Origin of the sequence: Bradyrhizobium sp. SK17, assembly GCF_002831585.1 — a bacterium.
Taxonomy (GTDB): Bacteria; Pseudomonadota; Alphaproteobacteria; order Rhizobiales; family Xanthobacteraceae; genus Bradyrhizobium.
On sequence record NZ_CP025113.1, the window covers coordinates 7762031 to 7779503 of the forward strand.

General features: G+C 60.9%; 17 protein-coding genes. 4 read left to right on the top strand and 13 right to left on the bottom strand.

The features are described 5' to 3' along the window. Window positions 1-26: 26 nt before the first annotated feature. From CWS35_RS36030 to gspG, 4 genes are all read right to left on the bottom strand, one after another. The gene (locus tag CWS35_RS36030; protein WP_157817330.1) at window positions 27-1232 is read right to left on the bottom strand and encodes an oligosaccharide flippase family protein; all 1206 of its coding nucleotides are present in this window, start codon (window positions 1230-1232) and stop codon (window positions 27-29) included. 204 nt (window positions 1233-1436) lie between these two features. Beyond that, window positions 1437-2768 carry an O-antigen ligase gene (locus CWS35_RS36035; protein WP_145987147.1) on the bottom strand — a complete coding sequence of 444 codons (1332 nt, stop codon included), beginning with the start codon at window positions 2766-2768 and terminating at the stop codon, window positions 1437-1439. A 405-nt stretch (window positions 2769-3173) separates the two neighbouring features. Further along, a complete protein-coding gene (locus CWS35_RS36040; RefSeq protein WP_157817331.1) occupies window positions 3174-5045 on the bottom strand; it encodes a hypothetical protein in 1872 nt (623 codons plus the stop codon). An 82-nt stretch (window positions 5046-5127) separates the two neighbouring features. Further along, entirely contained in the window at window positions 5128-5628 is a 501-nt protein-coding gene (gspG, locus tag CWS35_RS36045; protein WP_100955782.1) for a type II secretion system major pseudopilin GspG, read from the bottom strand. Between the two features lie 324 nt (window positions 5629-5952). Here gspG and CWS35_RS36050 point away from each other — a divergent pair, with 324 nt between their 5' ends. The 3 genes from CWS35_RS36050 (at window position 5953) to CWS35_RS39310 (ending at window position 10537) form a co-directional block, all read left to right on the top strand. After that, window positions 5953-9048 (top strand): efflux RND transporter permease subunit, encoded by a 3096-nt coding sequence (locus CWS35_RS36050; protein ID WP_100955783.1) that lies wholly within the window; start codon window positions 5953-5955, stop codon window positions 9046-9048. Between the two features lie 117 nt (window positions 9049-9165). Next, window positions 9166-10134 carry a glycosyltransferase family 2 protein gene (locus tag CWS35_RS36055; protein ID WP_024580972.1) on the top strand — a complete coding sequence of 323 codons (969 nt, stop codon included), beginning with the start codon at window positions 9166-9168 and terminating at the stop codon, window positions 10132-10134. Between the two features lie 235 nt (window positions 10135-10369). After that, window positions 10370-10537 carry a hypothetical protein gene (locus CWS35_RS39310; protein ID WP_157817332.1) on the top strand — a complete coding sequence of 56 codons (168 nt, stop codon included), beginning with the start codon at window positions 10370-10372 and terminating at the stop codon, window positions 10535-10537. 19 nt (window positions 10538-10556) lie between these two features. Here CWS35_RS39310 and CWS35_RS36060 read toward each other — a convergent pair whose 3' ends face one another. Beyond that, a complete protein-coding gene (locus CWS35_RS36060) occupies window positions 10557-10856 on the bottom strand; it encodes a hypothetical protein (RefSeq protein WP_100955784.1) in 300 nt (99 codons plus the stop codon). Window positions 10857-11081: 225 nt separating this feature from the next. On the opposite strand from CWS35_RS36060, the gene CWS35_RS36065 reads away from it, so the two are divergent. Further along, window positions 11082-11603: a VanZ family protein gene (locus CWS35_RS36065; RefSeq protein WP_244442198.1), complete on the top strand. Its 522-nt coding sequence runs from the start codon at window positions 11082-11084 to the stop codon at window positions 11601-11603. Between the two features lie 5 nt (window positions 11604-11608). On the opposite strand, the gene CWS35_RS36070 is transcribed toward CWS35_RS36065, so the two are convergent. The 8 genes from CWS35_RS36070 to CWS35_RS36105 form a co-directional block, all read right to left on the bottom strand. Further along, complete coding sequence (locus CWS35_RS36070) at window positions 11609-12229, bottom strand: A24 family peptidase (protein ID WP_100955785.1); 621 nt, start codon at window positions 12227-12229, stop codon at window positions 11609-11611. Next, window positions 12226-12840, bottom strand: a complete 615-nt coding sequence (locus tag CWS35_RS36075; protein ID WP_100955786.1) for a hypothetical protein — start codon at window positions 12838-12840, stop codon at window positions 12226-12228. The genes CWS35_RS36070 and CWS35_RS36075 overlap by 4 nt, the downstream gene beginning before the upstream one ends. A gap of 46 nt (window positions 12841-12886) precedes the next feature. After that, window positions 12887-13459 (bottom strand): type II secretion system protein GspM, encoded by a 573-nt coding sequence (gspM, locus tag CWS35_RS36080; protein WP_100955787.1) that lies wholly within the window; start codon window positions 13457-13459, stop codon window positions 12887-12889. Continuing rightward, on the bottom strand, window positions 13456-14574 hold the full coding sequence (locus tag CWS35_RS36085) for a PilN domain-containing protein (RefSeq protein WP_100955788.1): 1119 nt from the start codon (window positions 14572-14574) through the stop codon (window positions 13456-13458). The genes gspM and CWS35_RS36085 overlap by 4 nt, the downstream gene beginning before the upstream one ends. Before the next feature lie 84 nt (window positions 14575-14658). Then, window positions 14659-15315 carry a type II secretion system protein GspJ gene (locus CWS35_RS36090; protein ID WP_168226423.1) on the bottom strand — a complete coding sequence of 219 codons (657 nt, stop codon included), beginning with the start codon at window positions 15313-15315 and terminating at the stop codon, window positions 14659-14661. Beyond that, window positions 15312-15773: a prepilin-type N-terminal cleavage/methylation domain-containing protein gene (locus tag CWS35_RS36095; RefSeq protein WP_100955790.1), complete on the bottom strand. Its 462-nt coding sequence runs from the start codon at window positions 15771-15773 to the stop codon at window positions 15312-15314. Before CWS35_RS36095 ends, CWS35_RS36090 begins: the two co-directional genes overlap by 4 nt. Continuing rightward, the gene (locus CWS35_RS36100) at window positions 15770-16201 is read right to left on the bottom strand and encodes a GspH/FimT family pseudopilin (protein ID WP_024580981.1); all 432 of its coding nucleotides are present in this window, start codon (window positions 16199-16201) and stop codon (window positions 15770-15772) included. Before CWS35_RS36100 ends, CWS35_RS36095 begins: the two co-directional genes overlap by 4 nt. Before the next feature lie 5 nt (window positions 16202-16206). After that, the gene (locus tag CWS35_RS36105) at window positions 16207-17469 is read right to left on the bottom strand and encodes a type II secretion system F family protein (protein WP_168226424.1); all 1263 of its coding nucleotides are present in this window, start codon (window positions 17467-17469) and stop codon (window positions 16207-16209) included. Between the last annotated feature and the right edge of the window lie 4 nt (window positions 17470-17473).

Here is a 17473-nt window from a genome sequence, read left to right on the forward strand (position 1 = left end):
AAAACCATACTTCAGGGAGGACCACTTCAAAGGGGGCAGATCAAGACGATCAGCGGGATGTAGGAAAAGTGACTGAAGACAATCCCAACCAAGGCGCCCGTCAGACCATAAAAATGGAATCCCAACGGCGCAAACAGAACTAGCGACGCCAATCTGATGGAGACCACGTGCGATTGGATTTCCGGCCTCCCCAACGCCAGGAACGTCTGCGTCGCTAGACGAAATGGAACAGTCAGCAGAATTGCCGCGGTGATCTGCAGCATGTACCCGGCCGCCGCGTAGCGAGGATCATAGAGCAAGCCAATCAACGAGTGACCGAATGCCATCAAGAATCCCGACGAACCGTAGGCGATGATGGCGATGATCCGATGAAACTGATAATAGCTGCGTCTGAGGTCGCCCCGCCGTTCGCGCACGACCTCGCTGAAGGCTGGAAAGGATACGTCGCCCATCAACTTCGAAATCACGCCATCGATCGAGCCGACGTACAAACTGGCCACTACGTACAGCCCCAACGTAGTCGAATCTACGAGACCAGCTAACAGCAGCTGATCCCCACTATTGACCAGAAAGCCGAGGATCGAAGCAACAAATATCCATTTGCCAACCCGGACGATCTCTCGGGCAGCCGAACTATTCCATTCCCACCGGTTGGCGATGCCAGGCAACCAAAGATGACTGAGTATGGCCCTTGCCAGATTCGAGCAAAGACTGCCGACAACAAGTACCCAAACCGATCGATCGACCAGAGACAGCAAGATCATCGAGATCAGACCAACGAACTGCGCGGCGATTTCGATCTGGGTGACTGACCCCAACGACAGCCCTCTGCTGGCCTCAAGCAACTTGGTTGAAGCAAATCCGCTGACGACCGCCGATAGCGACAACACCGCAATTACTGGAGGAAGACTCGGCGACGCATAGACGCTCTGTTGAGAGAACACTCCGTTGCGTGCCAAGACCGCGATCATCAGGCTCAGGCACACCGCTAAAAACCATAGCAATACGCCCCTCAGGATTTGAACTATCCACGCAGTGTTCAGATAAGCCGATTCATTTCCCCGGCTGTGCTGGACTATGAATTGCTTCAGTCCAACGTCGGAAAACATCGTTAGCCCGATCATAACTGTCGTTGCTATCGACATAAGGCCGAACATTTCCGGCATCAGCAGCCGCGTCATCAGGAGATTGCTTCCGAAGCGGATCAAATAATTCAGGCCGAAGCCAGCCAAGCTCCAAAGCCCAGCCCGAATTACTCGCTGCCGAAGCGAAACTTGATCTGCGACATTCATGTGCGTCGACGTCACTTTAGGTCGGTCGTCTTCGTTAGCAGATTGAGCTGCAAGATGCATTGTCTAGGCCGCCGCTGGTTCCAGGTCGAGTGAGTATTGCCCAACAGTCGGGGCCCAAACGATTTATGCTTCGATTATTGCTTATCATCGGTTCGCATCGAACGATCGGGCGTAGCTACTATTCGACATCGTATTCGAACGCTCCGAAGGGACTGGCCTCTTCCTCGCCTTCCGCCGAATGTTCTCGCACCGGCCGAGAAGCGCTCCCGCCGTCAACCAACTCCACGCACTGATCGAGGCATTCGGCAGCTGTTCTATCACAGTGAAGGCAACAATTAACGCCAGTGCACAAAGCACTATCATGTCGCGTTGAGAGTCAATGAATCTAAAGCTTGCTGCAGCGGCAAAAACCGGAAGAGCGAGCAAGCCAAACTGAGCCAGGAATCCGATGAGCCCGAACTGGCCCAACGTTATGATCCACAATCCGTCTGTTAGAGTCGAATCTTTACCCGATTCCTCGTAGACCCTGCTGCGGCCATATCTCCCCCAGCCAAACCAGTACCGCTCCGAAGCATGCTCCAGAAGCTTTTGCTCTTGGCTAAATCTGACGCTGAGCGACGCGGCCCGATCTTTGTTGAAGGCCTCCGCGACATCCACCAGATGCTCTGTCGGAAAATAGTCTCCAGCCCGAAGCAGCGGATACACTAAGCCGATGCTGACGACGACGACTGCTATCCTCAACTGCATCTTCGGGCTCATCCACCCAACGAGGGCACCGCCGACAACTGTATAGACCAACGCGCCGGCGGACTTGCAGAGCAGAACCACCACACCGAGATAACCATTGACGGCAAGCGGCGGGAGTCTGACTAAGTTGATCTTAGCTCGCCACAGGCCAATGGCTGCAACAAATGCCGTCGATAGAAAGAAGGCCGCGCTGAGACCGTTGATCATGAAAACAACTGGTCGAAAGCCGCCGTAACGCCCCTCACTTGCGAACGTTGAGGGAAAAAATCCGTAAATCCAGTTTGAGAGTTGCGGACTCATGCGAACTTCGAACAACATCGGCAAAGTGTAGAATAAGCCTGCCAAGGCGAGGACCCGTAATACGACCACACCGTCGTCTGGCCCTCTTAGAACCGATCGACCGATGAAGAATGGAAGAAATAAGATAGACTGACTAAGCAACGCCGAAATGCCGTCGTAGTAGCCCACACCTGGCAGCACAAGATCACCGACAACGATGGTATCGTTGTTCAGGACCGAGGTAACGATAGGAGAAAATATATAGGCGGCCACGAGCAGTCCGAGAACACCGGGCCAGATACCGACTTTCTTCTGCGTCGGCGCATGAACAACATATCCGACCAGTGCTGAAAGACTCGCGATCGAATTCTTGTCGATCGCTGGTATCATCGGAATCTTGATCGCGGTCTGCGATGGCAACAGTAGAAGGGCCCCGAGAACGGTCCACAACGTAGCCTCGCCCACAGGCCGCAATCGGTACAGGGCAATCGCAACGACTGGCCACGCAAGAATAGCGAACGCGGCAAACCAATTCCCTATCATTATTTCTGGCCGTTTCCGGAAGCACCACTAATCAATATTATTCGTACTGCGTCCTATAGGCTAGTCTTGGTTTCTTTGGTGCAGAACATGACGCCACCGCGGATGCTGATTTTTACTTGGCCGCCACGGTGTTGAACGCGACTATTGCGCTCCATTGTGGCGGCGTTTGCGATTGATAAATGTCCTCGAGAATGGACCATGCGTTGTTCGATGGCGCCTGGCCGGAGAACTGAAAACACGACGGAAATTCAGCAGTGAAGCCGTTTCCGCTCAGACCTACAAAACTGTTATAATTGGAAGTGAGCGCTCCATTTAGGGACGGAGCTTGTTTCGAGGCCGCTCGCAACAGATCAACCTGCGACTTCCCTCCACCAGTATAATCGGGAGAGTACCCCCCTCGTAGCCGCACATGTTCTGAACGCCAAATTTGATCGCCCAGGCCTTCCAGTTCGCGTAGAACTGACCGCTCTTCAGGAGCGTGTAAGCACCGGAACCGCTATTGGCTGTGCTCGCGTACGCAGCTGCAATTGAAGCTTGCAGAGCCGGCGATGCTACTGCGTAGGCAGCCGCATCTGCGATCTCTTGCGCTGTCCCGTACTCCGACGGCGAAAAGTATTGTGCGCAACAGATATGCGTCACCCAATTCGCGGCCGGCGTCTTCGTAAAGGGCAGTTGAGGTGGCACAGCTTGAGCTACATATTTTGTTGAAGCCAATCGTGGATCGCTCGCGGTCGTCCCCGAAGCACTTACGCCCGAAGCGGTTTGAACGCCACAAAGAACCTGATACTTGGCCCTGTTACCGGCGTAGACGCTGCTAATCGTCTGACCGAGTACGGACATCACCTTACCATACCAATTGTGGTAATCAGCACCCCAGCCATAAGCCACGGCCTTGGCTTGCGCGTAGGTAGTCTGGAAGAAGCCGCCGGCCGTGTTCCAGAGTTCGTTCGGCCCCTCGAAACGGGGCACCATCCAGGACGGCGCGTTGTCGCGACAGTATGCAGCAAGGCTGGACATGTAGTCAGTAGCCGGGTCAATCGCGAGAGGTGGCGTCACGAAGTGCGGATGCGCTCCAATCTCGGCACAAAGGCGTACCATCAGTTCAGGCGGACAACCGTTGGCGAGACCAACACTGCCCATCGCAGCATCGCCTCCCTGCTTAATCCATGCATTCAGGGTTGCGTCGTAAACGAGTGTGGCGATGCTCTGCCACGTGGCTCCCACCGGATACGAATTGCTCCCTGCCGAGAGCGGGTTGGAGTAGGAATTCAGGATAGGGATCGCTCCCGTTCCACTGACGTTCAACGTGGATGCTGCGGTGCTGCTGGCGTTGAACCTGACGATGATTGTCGCCTTGTCTACGAGTTTGAAACCCGGAAGTTGCGCCGAATAGGCGGTACCGACATTGGTCGTCAGTCCCGCGTAAAGGGTACCCCTGAATTCAGACCCCGAATAGAACACATACGTGACCGGCTTCCTCGTCGCCCATGTTGTGACATTCGTGGTATTGCCATTTTGCCAGTTGAGGAAACGAACGACTCCAAAGTTGGCCTCCACAAGCCTTTGCTTGAACTTGGTGCCAAAGACCAGCCCGGCGGTTAGGGCGGCCTCGTCGCTAGCGTGGAATACCTGCAGGTTTGTGATGCGCGGGCTTCCGATGGCGCTGATTCCAACAGCGAAGCGAGAGTCGCTCGTTGAGAATACGTACCGTCCAGCGCCGCCAGTGCTAGTCTTGCTTCCGCTGACCGGCGTGTTGCTCATTCCACAAAAGATTGTCCCGTTCCCGCTCCACGTAATAACGTAGTTGCCCGGACGCGCCACCTGCGAAGGTACAAAGAAAACCGTGTAAACTCCACCATGTGAGATGGAGATTGGATAGCCATCACTGTCCAATGTGGACGGATCTGGCGGACCGCTGTTGTCGATAAGGCTCCAAGACTGCGCGGTCTTCAAGCAATTCAAGAACGGATAGTCTCCGCCGATTTGCAGGAAATTCAGGTTCACCTGCGATCGGCCGCTATTGAACTTGGGCGCCACGAAGCTGCCGAGCGCCGACGGAGCCGCTGCGGCAGCGACCGCTGCCCGGGGCGGAGGAGCCGCGGCCCAGCTTGTCGTCGGCAGCATGGTAGACAGAGTTGCCGTGCTAACGCCTTGCAGGAAAGTTCTACGATCGATTGAAGTCATGTGATCAAGCCTTGGCTGCGATTGCTAACCTTCATAGACGCTGCGCCACGATCAGTCGTGACGCGACCAGCACGAATTTCCGCTAGCTTCCCCTTGAGACGTTGCCGCCGCCCGTCGACGCCGAAGCGGCCTTCCCGCTCGCCCCGAGCGAGTACACCTCGTATTCGCCGCTCGCCGTCGGATAGACGTATTGGTAAGGCCGCCCCCACGGATCCAGCAGGTTCTTTGCCTTCTTCAGGTAGGGACCATTCCACCGCGGCGCGTCGGAGGGCGCCTCGACCAGCGCCTTCAAGCCGGCGCTCGCGCTCGGATAGGCGCCGTTTTCCATGTAGTACATCTCGAGCGCGGTATTGATGTTCTCGATCTGCAGCTGCACCGACTGAACCTTGGCCTTGCCGAAATATCCCATCAGCTGCGGCGTCGCGACGGCCGTCAGAATTGCGATGATCCCCATCACGACGAGCAGCTCGAGCAGGGTGTATCCTGCGTCGGCGCGTCTTGCGATACGCGTTGCTGTCGCACGATCCGACGATAGTCTTCGCTTCCATGTTGATACCGACACGACCCCGTCTCCAGAATTCATCTTCGTGAATTTCTGCGGACGATCGTGGCGGCGAGTTCTCTCCAAAGAGTTGATTTGATGGAACCGCTGCGAAAGCAGTCAATTTCAAGTAACTGAATTGGTAAAAATGGCGCATCGGCTACGAAAAGATGAGTTGTTCTCGGCATTTATTGTAACATGAAGGCCTCGTTTGGTTTTGATTAATATTGCCGGAGCGCTATGCTGGATCATTAATTCCAAACTTGGCCCCGTATTTTTCGGGGGTATCCGCAGCCGCTAGGGCAGGACCAAATTGGTTATCGACCTGCCTACGTCCACTAGATTTGGACCGGGTTTGATCTAGCCATGATCTCGATCTCGGAGCCGTTTATCCGCAGGCCGGTGGGCACCACCTTGCTTGCGATCGGGCTGTTCCTGGTCGGCACCGTGGCCTACGGATTCCTTCCGGTGTCGTCGGTCCCCAATGTCGACTTCCCGATGATCCGGGTGTCGGCATCGCGGCCCGGCGCCGATCCTTCCGTGATGGCCGCCACCGTTGCAGCGCCGCTTGAGCGCAAGCTCGGCACCATCTCGGGCGTCGACCAGATCACCTCGACGAGCTCGCTCGGCTCGACCAGCATCCAGGTGCAGTTCGCGATCGGCCGCGACATCGACCGCGCCGCGCGCGACGTGCAGGCCGCGATCAACGCCTCGCTCGCCGACCTGCCGAGCGACCTGCCGTCGCTGCCCAAGTTCCGCAAGTCCAATCCGGCCGCGGCGCCGGTGTTCGTGCTGGCGCTGACCTCGAAGACGATCTCGACCAGCGCGATGTACGATGTCGCCGACACCGTGCTGGCGCAGCGCATCTCGCAGGTGCCGGGGGTCGGCGAGGTCACGGTCAGCGGCGCCGACCAGCCGGCGGTGCGGATCGCGCTCAATCCGGTGTCGCTGGCCAATGCCGGGATCGCGACCGACGACGTCCGCACTGCGATCATCAACGCCAATCCGCTCGGCCCGGTCGGCATCTTCAACGGCGACCGGCAGAGCGAGACGCTCTCGATCAACAAGCAGATGCGCACCGCGGCCGAGTTCCGCGACATCGTCATCAAGAGCTCGAACGGCAATTTCGTGCGGCTGTCCGACGTCGCCGAAGTCGAGGATTCCGTGCGCAATTCGCGCTCGATCGCCTGGTTCAACAAGCAGCCGGCGGTGCTGATCCAGATCACCAAGCAGGGCGACGCCAACGTCATCGACACCGTCGACGGAGTTCGCAAACTGTTGCCGGAACTGAAGAAGTGGATCCCGGCCGGCGTCGAGATCTCGACCCTGGTCGACCGCACCGGAACCATCCGCGCCAGCGTCGAGGACATGCAGTTCACGCTGCTGGCGACCGCCGTGCTGGTCATGGTCGTGGTGTTCGTGTTCCTGCGCCGGATCGTGCCGACGATCGCCGCCGGCGTCTCGGTGCCGCTGGCGCTGGCCGGCACCTGCGCCGGGATGTGGCTCGCCGGCTTCTCGATCGACAATCTGTCGCTGATGGCGCTCGCGATCTCGGTCGGCTTCGTGGTCGACGACGCCATCGTCATGATCGAGAACATGTACCGCAACCTCGAGCAGGGCATGGCGCCATATCCGGCCGCGGTCGAGGGCGCCAAGCACATCGGCTTCACGGTGCTGTCGATCTCGCTGTCGCTGATCGCAGCCTTCACGCCGCTGATCTTCATGGACGGGATCGTCGGCCGGCTGCTGCGCGAGTTCTCGTTGACGCTGGTGTTCGCGATCGCGGTCTCGACCGTGGTGTCGCTGACGATCACGCCGATGATCTGTGCGCACTACATCAAGGAGACGACCTCCGATCACGCCACCTGGTACGACCGCGCCATCGAGGGCACGCTGTCGCGGGTGGTGGCGTTCTATGCCGCGACGCTGCGGATCGTGCTCGGCTATCCCGTCCTGACGCTGATCGTGTTCTTCGCGACCGTCACGCTGACGGTCGTGCTCTATGTCAAGACGCCGAAGGGCTATTTCCCGACCGACGACAGCGGCCTGATCGTCGGCGCAACCGTGGCATCAGCCGACACATCGTTCGAGGCGATGGTCGCCCTCCAGCAACAAGTTGCGGGCATCGTGGGAGCTGATCCGGCGGTTTCCGACGTTGGTTCGATTCTTGGCAGCATGACGGTCAACCGCGGGTTGATGTTCGTAAGCCTGAAGCCGTCGTCCGAGCGGGATGGGTTGTCAACTACGTCGGTTATTGATCGCCTGCGCAATCGTCTGAGTACGGTTGCCGGCGTAAGATTCTACATGGTCGCAGCCCAGGATATCCGCGCCGGCGGCCGACAAAGCAACTCCGACTATCAGTACACGCTGCAGAGCACCGATCTCGAGCTGTTGCAAAAATGGGCGCCGATCGTGGCCAAGCGCATGGAGACGGTGGAGGGCATCACCGATATTTCCTCCGACCGCGATCATGGCGGGTTGCAGCTCAATCTCGTGATCGACCGCAAGATCGCCTCCAGCCTCGGTGTCCGTGTGCAGGACATCGATAACGCGCTCAACAACGCCTTCGCGCAACGGCAGATCTCGATCGTCTACACCCAGCGCAACCAGTACATGGTGGTGCTCGAGACCGATCCTAAATTCCAGAACGACCCATCGAACCTGGCGCATGTCTACGTAGCGGGATCCAATGATGCCCAAGTTCCTCTCTCCGCCGTGGCGCATTACGAACGCAGCCTGCTGTCGCTTCAGGTGACTCATACGCAGTCGATGCCGTCGACCACCGTCTCGTTCAATCTGCTGCCAGACATCCCGCTCGAGGTCGCAACCACGAACGTCCAGCAGGCGGTCAACGAGTTGCACATGCCCGAAGGCATTCGCGGCAGCTTCGACGGCAATGCCGGCGATTTCAACAAGACCAGCGGCCGGCAGCCGCTCCTGATCCTCGGCGCGCTGGTCGCGATGTATATCGTGCTCGGCGTGCTCTATGAGAGCCTGGCGCATCCGATCACGATCATCTCGACGCTGCCGTCGGCCGGCCTCGGCGCCTTGCTCGCGCTCCAGATCACCAACACGCCGCTGACGGTGATCGCCTTTGTCGGCATCATCCTGTTGATCGGCATCGTCAAGAAGAACGGCATCATGATGGTCGACTTCGCGCTCGAGGCCGAGCGGCATCAGGGCCTGGCGTCGTGCGATGCGATCTTCGAGGCCTGCCGGGCGCGCTTCCGTCCGATCCTGATGACGACGATGGCGGCCCTGTTCGCCGGCATCCCGCTGGTCATTGCCACCGGCCCCGGCACCGAGCTGCGCCGGCCGCTCGGCATCACCATCATCGGCGGCCTGTTCGTGTCGCAGATCCTCACCCTCTACACCACGCCGGTGATCTATCTCCTGATCGACCGGCTCCGGAAAGCAAGGCTTCGTCCTGGCCGTGGTGCCGCAACCCAAGAGTTAATTTAACTCTCGGTGAGGCCGCATGATTGACGACGGTCCGAAAATAGCCGAATAGGCCGTGAAGTATTTTCGACCAATGCGTTGGATCTGACCTTACTTTTGACCGCGGCGGGAGCCGTTGCATTGCTTGTAGCCATCGTCAACTACCGCGTCGCAGATCTGGTCATCGACTGCCTCCGCTCGGTCGCGCGCGAGATTTCGAGCGTTCCGGGAACGCAAGTCGTCGTTTGTGAGAACGGTACAGGGGACGATTCCGCCACACGAATTCAGCAGGCCATTACCGACAATGGCTGGGGTGACTGGTGCAGCCTGATCCCCCTTGCGGTGAATCTCGGATTTACAGGCGGCAACAACGTGATCATCAAACCGGCGATGAGCCGGTCCGATCCCCCGGAATACGTCCTGCTATTGAACCCGGATACCATCGTGCGACCGAACGCCTTCAAGGCACTGGTCGACTTCATGGACCGGAACCCGAAGGTCGGTATCGCCGGAAGCAGGCTGGAAGATCCGGACGGCACTCCTCAACGCTCCGCATTTCGGTTTCACTCGCCGTTTGGCGAGTTCGAGGCGAACCTGAAGCTTGGTCTGGTGAGCCGCCTCCTCGCTCGCTGGGTGGTGGCCCCGCCGGTACGCGACGACACATTCGAGACCGATTGGGTCTCCGGCGCGAGCATGATCATCCGGCGTCAGGTGATCGAGACGACCGGCTTGCTGGACGAAGGTTACTTCACCTATTTCGACGACATCGACTATTGCTTCAACGCGCGGCGAAAGGGATGGCCGACCTGGTACGTCCCGGCGAGCCGCGTGGTTCACCTCGTTGGCCAATCGACCGGTGTCAACGCACATGCCAAGCGGATTCCACCCTACCTGCTGGAAGCGAGGCGCCGCTATTTCCTGAAGAACCACGGCCCCCTCTACGCCGCCCTGGCGGACATTGGCATGATAGCAGGTCTGTCCTTGTGGCGCCTGCGCGTGCTGCTGACGGGCCGAGAAGACAAATCGCCTCCACACCTCCTCGCGGACTCGCTTCGTCATAGCGTTTTCTCGAAAGGATTCATGGTCTCGGACGTCAAGCTTCGCCCGTGATCCAGGCGCCCCACCCAGGCCGGCGCAGTCTTCGACCTTAACCATACAAGGCAGCATCAAGCTTAACGTCAAGGTTCGCTTGTCGACTTCAGGAAAGCAATTACCCTGACCATCGATCTCTCACGCCCACATTATTGCCGGAGCCGGGAGGATCAGACGGATGCCGTCGCGACAATTCATTCAAACGATATTGCACTCAATCCCCGACTTAATTCATTTCATGTGGAGACCGGGCGTGAACCAGAAGCGCACGAACAAGTCGAAAGCGCAGATCGCCGTCAAGACCGAGAAATCGCTCAACCTTCGCTACGCGGAGGTGATGAAGCTGCGTCGGGCGATCTTGCGAACTCAGGCGGAAATCGATGCAGCATCGAGCGACAATCGCCCGGCCGTGCTGAAATGACGTCCGCGCATCAGCGGATTCACCAGCATCGCCAAGTGGCGTAGTTGCGCCGTCCGGTCGATGTCTGCACCCTGCGTACGACCCGGCGGCATGATGCCCTGGCGGGCTCGGCCCACGGCCCGTACTCCGCGTATTCGCCGTAGCCGAACGGAGGGTCGAAACTGTCGTCCAGCGGATAGCCGAAATATCCGCGTGCGGTGAAGAGACCCGGATACACGATCGGCGGGTAGGGTCTGGCGTATCCCCAATAGCCGGCCTCCGCGACCTCGGGCAGCAGCGTCAAGGCGGCCCCCAGCAGTCCAAGCATTGCCTTGCGCACGATACTCTCCCCGGCTGGTCCCTACGGCAGCCCGGCATCGTCGAAGATACCGGAACTCGAACACGACCCGGGGCAGGTCTCCCTTGCCTCTCGCACAATGATCAACGGTCGCGATCCCTGCGCTAACCCTACGAGGAACTTGTTGGCTTCCGGCTAAGTCAACGCCCTGCAATCTATTGTATGTCTTGGGAGACTGTTTACCGAGTCTTGCCGGCATCAATGGTAATGAACGGCCTCGGCGTTGCCGTCAGCAGATCGTGCATTGCATCAGCAGAAAGCCGGCCGCAACATCGAGGCCGCCTCAACCCGGATCAGAAACTATCGATGATGGCACGTGACACGTCGAACATCGCAAGGCTGGCCGCCGCGTTCGCCTGGATTGTGATCGCGGTGATCGCGTTTGCCACGCTGACGAATATCGGTTTCGTCTATTCGCTCTATTACAAGCTCTCGCCGTGGCTGATGCATCCGGACGTCAAGACCTACGCGCATATCGAGCATGTGGTCGCGTTCGCCGTCCTCGGGGCTCTGTTCGCGCTGGCCTATCCCCGCAGGCCACTGCTGGTTTGCGCGATCGTGACAGGCGCCGCGGCAGTCCTGGAATTCATGCAGACGCTGACACCCGATCGTCACGGCACACTGGTCGATGCGCTGGAGAAGATGGCCGGCGGACTCATGGGAATCGTGTTGATCAGATCGATTGTACTGGCCTGCGCCGCGGTGCGGTCCGGACGCTGCAACCAATAGGATCATCAGCCGACGGCAGTGACCCAGGTCCACCAGAGGCCGATCGCAAGATGCGGGCCGAACGAGATCGCCTGCTTGCCGTGAAGTTCGTGCCCCTCGAGCTTCAGGATGATCAGGCTGGTAAAGGCCGACAGCACCGCGACGACAAGAAGTTGCGGAACACTCTCGATTCCGACCCAGAACACGCTTGCGCCGAGGAACTTGACGTCGCCGAGACCGAGACCGTCATGGCCGCGGAGCCTCCGATAGCCGGCTTGCAGCACGTAGACGGTCAAAAGCACCAACGCAGCTCCAGCCCCGCGTTGCCAAAGCAGCTCGAGCGGCTCGATCGCGATGGTCTGAACGACACCCCCAGCGAGCAGCGCGACGACCATGCTGTCCGGGATGATCCCGTAGCGCGCGTCGATCGCGCAGATGGCGGCAAGCAGGCTGACCAGATAGAGGCTCGCAACCAGGATCGCCGCGACCGGGCCGCCTGCTGACCAGAGGCCAACGGCAATCCAGATACTGCCGGCAACGAGCCCCCAGGCGACGAGCGCATACTCGCGGTCTCCCGCCTTCCAGGTCAGGGCTGCTTCCAGGAAGCGCCCGGTACGGCCAGCGGTCTTCCGCAGCGCCTGGATCATCTCCCGGCCGTCATGTTCAATGGCACCGCGAGCCGCTGGTTGGCGCTGTCCAACACCACCTGATCGGGCTGGATGCCGACGACGCGCCAGCCGGCGATCTCACCATCGGCCTCAACCCAGATCCCGACCGGATTCTGCGCGGTGAGCAGGAACGCCTTGGCGACGCCGTCGCTCATGAACACGCCTTTGAGAATAAAGCCGGGATCGACCGCCACCGGTGCGGGTGCTGCGGCAGCGACCGGGGCCGCAACGCTCGGCGCTTGCCGGCTGCGCGAGAACAACGGCCGCTGCACGATATTGTCGTAGCGCGCGATGGCCGCGGTTTGCGCCTTCCCGGCCGCGGTGCCTCGCATGTCGAGCCATGCCGGCGTGCTGAACCCGGAGAGTTGCACCCCGCAGGCCGCAACCACGCCGACAACCAGCACGAGCCCGATCCAGGCGGCGAGACCGGCCATCAACACACGCGTCGCCGGCCGCAGCGCAAGGAAGTCCGCCTGCGCGGGCAGATCAGCCCGGCCAAGCAGCGCCGCGACCTTCGTAACCGCCGCCCGCCGCGGCCTCGCGGTGATCGAGTTCAAACGAAACCGAAGATCTTGCGTCAGGACGGTCACCTTACGCCCTCCGTCGCAATGCCGCCGCGGGACTTCTGTTGCGCCGTCATTGAGAATTGGCCTCTTCGCCCGCTCTCGGTCCGTCGCGCATCGCGCCCTGCACGGTGAGTTGGGCCCGGATCGCGCCGTCGTCGCCGTCAGTCACGCTTCTCAGCGTCGCCGAACTAAGCAGCAACATTGGCGTCTGGCTCTCGATGGCACGCATCATGTCGCGAATCGACGCCAGCGGCCCTTCCACCTCGATACCGACTGCAACCAGATGCATCTGTTGTATCCGACCGGCGGGGAGACCGCGTATCGCAAGCAGATTGACCCCCGCATTCTGCGCAAGCGATTTCAAGCTCGCCTGGATGTCGGCGCTGACGACGCGCTCCTCGCCAGCCGGATAGTACGGGTCACCAGTCCCGGAGGTCCTTGCGGAGTCGGCCTTCGCTTGATGCAGGATAGTCTCGAAACGCCGAAGCTGGGCTGAACTCTCCGCTATGTCTTCGCTCCGCTCGGAGAAATGCGTCAGCACCGGCACGACCACGAGCACGACGACGAGCATGAACGCCGCGATATTGAAGGCCACGAACAGTGCAACGTCCGGAATCCTGTTGCGCGTCAAGCCGGCGATCATGACGGGCTCCGAGCTCTTGCCGGCGATTTCGACACCCGAGCTCCCCGCGCCTGGAAGCTGATCGTAAAGCGATCCCTGTGCTCATTGGCGTCTGGCGTGATCGCCGCCGTGAGGGCGGCGCCGGAGAATCTCGGCGACTTGTCGATGATCCGGACCAGCCGGGCCGCATCGGCCGAGAAGCCCGTTATGATGGTCTTCCCATTCTCAATGCGCACTTCGCTGAGAAAGGTCTGATCAGGCAAGATCCGCGACAGCTCATCGAGCGTCTCGAGGACACCGAGCTCGGACCGCATTGCATAAAGCCTGGCCGCGGTGTCGATGTTCTGCCCGCCTTGAACGCCATCGCGAGCTTCGGCAAGTGCGGCTTCAACCGAGGCCGCAACGCTGGCCTGGCTCCACTCGAAGGCCATCAGCGCTAGGCCGACGGCAAGCACCGAGACGACCGCCAGCAACCGGATCGTTCTGACCGCCCAAGCCGGATCGTCGATCTGTCTCGCCTGGAGCTCGATGACCGGGATGGCCACATCCGCGTCAACGGAACTTGCGGATGACAGCCCGTCAACGTTATCCGACGTCAAGCCGAGTTGCCCGAGAGCCGACGCGGCGCGATCCCTGCGAATGATCCAGTGCCTGATCGAGGCGACATCGCCCGCGTCGATGCCGGCGACAGTCGCCGCATGCCAGACGTCGGAAGGCAGAAACGGCGTCCGATGCAGCAGTTCTTGATCCAGGATGCTCGGCAAGGCCGGCAGCGCCGCCTTCGGGACATTCATGTCGCGGACGAAGAACAGATCATGCGAAACGACCGCCTGGACGACGACCTGCTCGCGCGTCACATGCTGGTCCGCGAGCCAGGCTTCCAGCACCGCGATGTTGAAGCTTGCGGACGGAAATCGCGCTTCGACCGGCTCAGGCCCGGCCAAACGGCACACGATCGTCTCACCATCCCGCTGGACATTGACATGGCGCAGGGCCTCGCGCTCCGCCCAACTGAGCCACTGCGGAGGTGTGGACTGGCGCAGCCCCGAAAGCCACCAGTGCCCGAAGCGCCTGCCCCAATTCGCGGCGACCGCGAGGCCACCGGTTCGGGAGACCGATAGGTCGGCTACAGACATGGCGCCCCTTGCGCGAGGAGAAAAGCGAATCGGGCGGTAGCGTAATTTACTAAATCTTTACGAAAGGTAACGAAATGGGCCGGGTCAGGCCCCGCCGCCCTGCCGGAGCGCGACGATCATCGGCGGCTCGTTTCGTCGCTCGTCTTCGAACTCGATCTTGATCGACACCAGCTTCGGCAGTTGCTCCGCCTTGGCCCAGTTGTCGTGCCACTGGGACACCCCGCTGAGCGCGGGACTCCCGAAATAGCTCAAGCGAATGCTCTGAACGCCGCTGAGCACGGCAACCTTGTTTGGCCGGACATCGCGATCCGGCGTGTCCGGCACCGCTGAAGCCCAAGCCAGAAAATCAACGATGAGGTCGTCGCCCTCCTGGCGCAGGCCGACCCGATAGAGGCCACCCGGCAGGCCGCGTCCTTCGCTCAGCCCGACGAACGCCATCGCATCCTGTCGTCCTTCGAACATCGTGAAGCCACTCTGGCTGGCTGTGTTGCCACGCACCGCCAGTGCCGAAGCGATGACGTCCGACAGCGTCTGGATCGCGGCATGAGCCTCACCGTCGGCGGCGCTGGTCCGGTCGGCGGCAAAGGCCCGCCTTGCCATCGACAGGCCACCGGCAAGAAAGCCGGTCAAGAGCGCCAGCAAGGCGATCGAGATCAGCAGTTCAATGAGTGTGAGGCCCCGCTCCGTCTGGCGACGCCGCAGCCGGGCGGAACGGCGGGCAAGATCGCCTGGGCGGCTCACGACTTCCGCTCCGGCATCACTTTCAATGCGGCGAGCTCGACCCTCGTGCCATCGTCCGCGTCCACCACCATGGTGACCCAGAACGCCCGCAGCGGTGCCGACGACTGCACGGGCTTGGCATCGGGCTTGGCGTCCGATGGCTGCGGCCGCAACGTCGAGGGCAAGACCTCGACCGTGGTCTGTCGCCATCGATATCTCTGGCTGATCACCCCCGTGCGCTGTCCCGGTTCAAGCGTCGCCGACAGGCCGGCCGCTTCGAGCTGCGACTGGGCCACGCGCAACGCGCCCTGGGTGGCGCGGGTCCGTGCGTCGGATCGCATCGCCAAAGCGACGCCCGTCGTCATCGTCCCAAGCGCGAGCGCCAAGACGACGAATGCAACCAGCACCTCGAGCAGGGAGAAGCCCTGCTCTCGGGATTTCCCGGCTGCGCCACGGCGTCTGGAGCGATCGCGCTTCATTTGACGATCCGCGGCTCGCCCGTGAGCCAGTTGACGGCAACGTCGGCCGAACTGCCATCGAGCGTCAGCGCGATGACGCCACCCGACGATTGCCCGTCCGGATAGAAGCGGATGCCGCCGGTGTCCCCGGAACGCTCCGTCTCGGCGATCGTCAGCGCGATCTTCATGCCGTGCGGCAGCGAATGCATCGACCTTGCCTGACCAAATCGCCCCGACTGGGTATCGATCTGAACCACGGTTTCCCGATTGGTCGCCCTCGCGTCGGCCCGGGCCATGTTGAGGCTGGCGGCGACCGTGCGCGCAGCGACCGCGACCCGCGTTGCCACGGCCTTCGGCCGCGCGGCGATCACAGCCGCCAGGACGAGCCCGATAATGCCGATCACGACCAGCATCTCGGCCAGGGAAAAGCCGGCCGACGATTTCGCCAACCTCCTCATCGGAACGCGATATCGTTGATCGAGAGCACGGCGCTCATGACCTGCATGATCAGCGCGCCGATGCTGCCGCCGATGGCAAGCGTCAGCAATGGCGTCAGCAGGCCCACCATCCGCTCGATGTTTCGTTGCAGCTCCGCCTCGATCACACCCGCCACCTGGAGCAGCATCGGACCAAGCCGGCCGGTCTCCTCACCCACCGCGATCATCCGCAGCGATGCAGGCGGCAGCAGCCCGACATTCTCGAACGCCCGGTGCAGCGGCGTGCCTTCCGGAACCCGCTCGATGGCCTTCTGGTAGAGCGCGTGGAGATGCCGGTTGGTGACGAGCGCACTCGCCGTGCGCATCGCCGACATCAACGGCACCTTCGCGACCAGCAACGTCCCGAGAGCACGCGAGAAACGGCCGGCTTCGCGGGCTTCGACGAGCTTGCCGACCACCGGGATCATCCGCTTGACCCGATCGATACCGAGCATCAGCTCGGAGCTTCGTTTGACGCGGCTCCAGATCAACACGCTTGCCAGCGAACCGACCACCAACGTCAAGAGCACGACCAGCCAATTGTCCTGTAAATCGGACAGACGGCCAAGGATGCCCGGGAGCGGCAGATCGGCATCGACAAAGATCGGTGCGATGCTCGGGATCAGGACGAACACGATGACGACGACGGAGACCATCGACATCAAAACCAGCACCGCCGGATAGATCAGGGCGGTCAGGATCCGGTTGCGGATTTCGAGCCGCCGCGCCAGCAGCTCGGCGATCTGGGTGAGGACCTGCCCGGTCGCTCCGCCGGTCTCACCGGCCGCGAGGATCGCGCGATAGTCCGATGGAAAGATATCCGGATGCCGCGCCATCGCCTCGGACAGTTGCAGGCCCGCCATGACATCCTTCAGCAGCCGGTTCGCCAGCCGTGCGGTTCGCGGGCTGGCGCCGGGTCCGCCAAGAATTCGAAACGCCGCATCGAGGGTCAGGCCGGAATTGACCAGTGAACCAAGCTCCGTCGTGAACGCGGCAAGCTCCTTCAAGCCCAGGCGATCGGACTGGCCGAGCTCGCGCTGCCAGATCGATTTCTTCGGCCTGGCGCCGTTGGCCGCAGCCGGCGAGAGTTCGCCGCCGTCGCCGGCGAGCCGCTGGGTCTCGAATGGCGTCAAGCCCGCGCCGTAGAGAGCGTCGATCGCGGCATTGACGTCGTCGGCCGCGATGGTCCCGCTGCTGACCGTCCCGCCCGTCGTGTATGCCTTGTACAGGAAGTTCGCCAAGGTG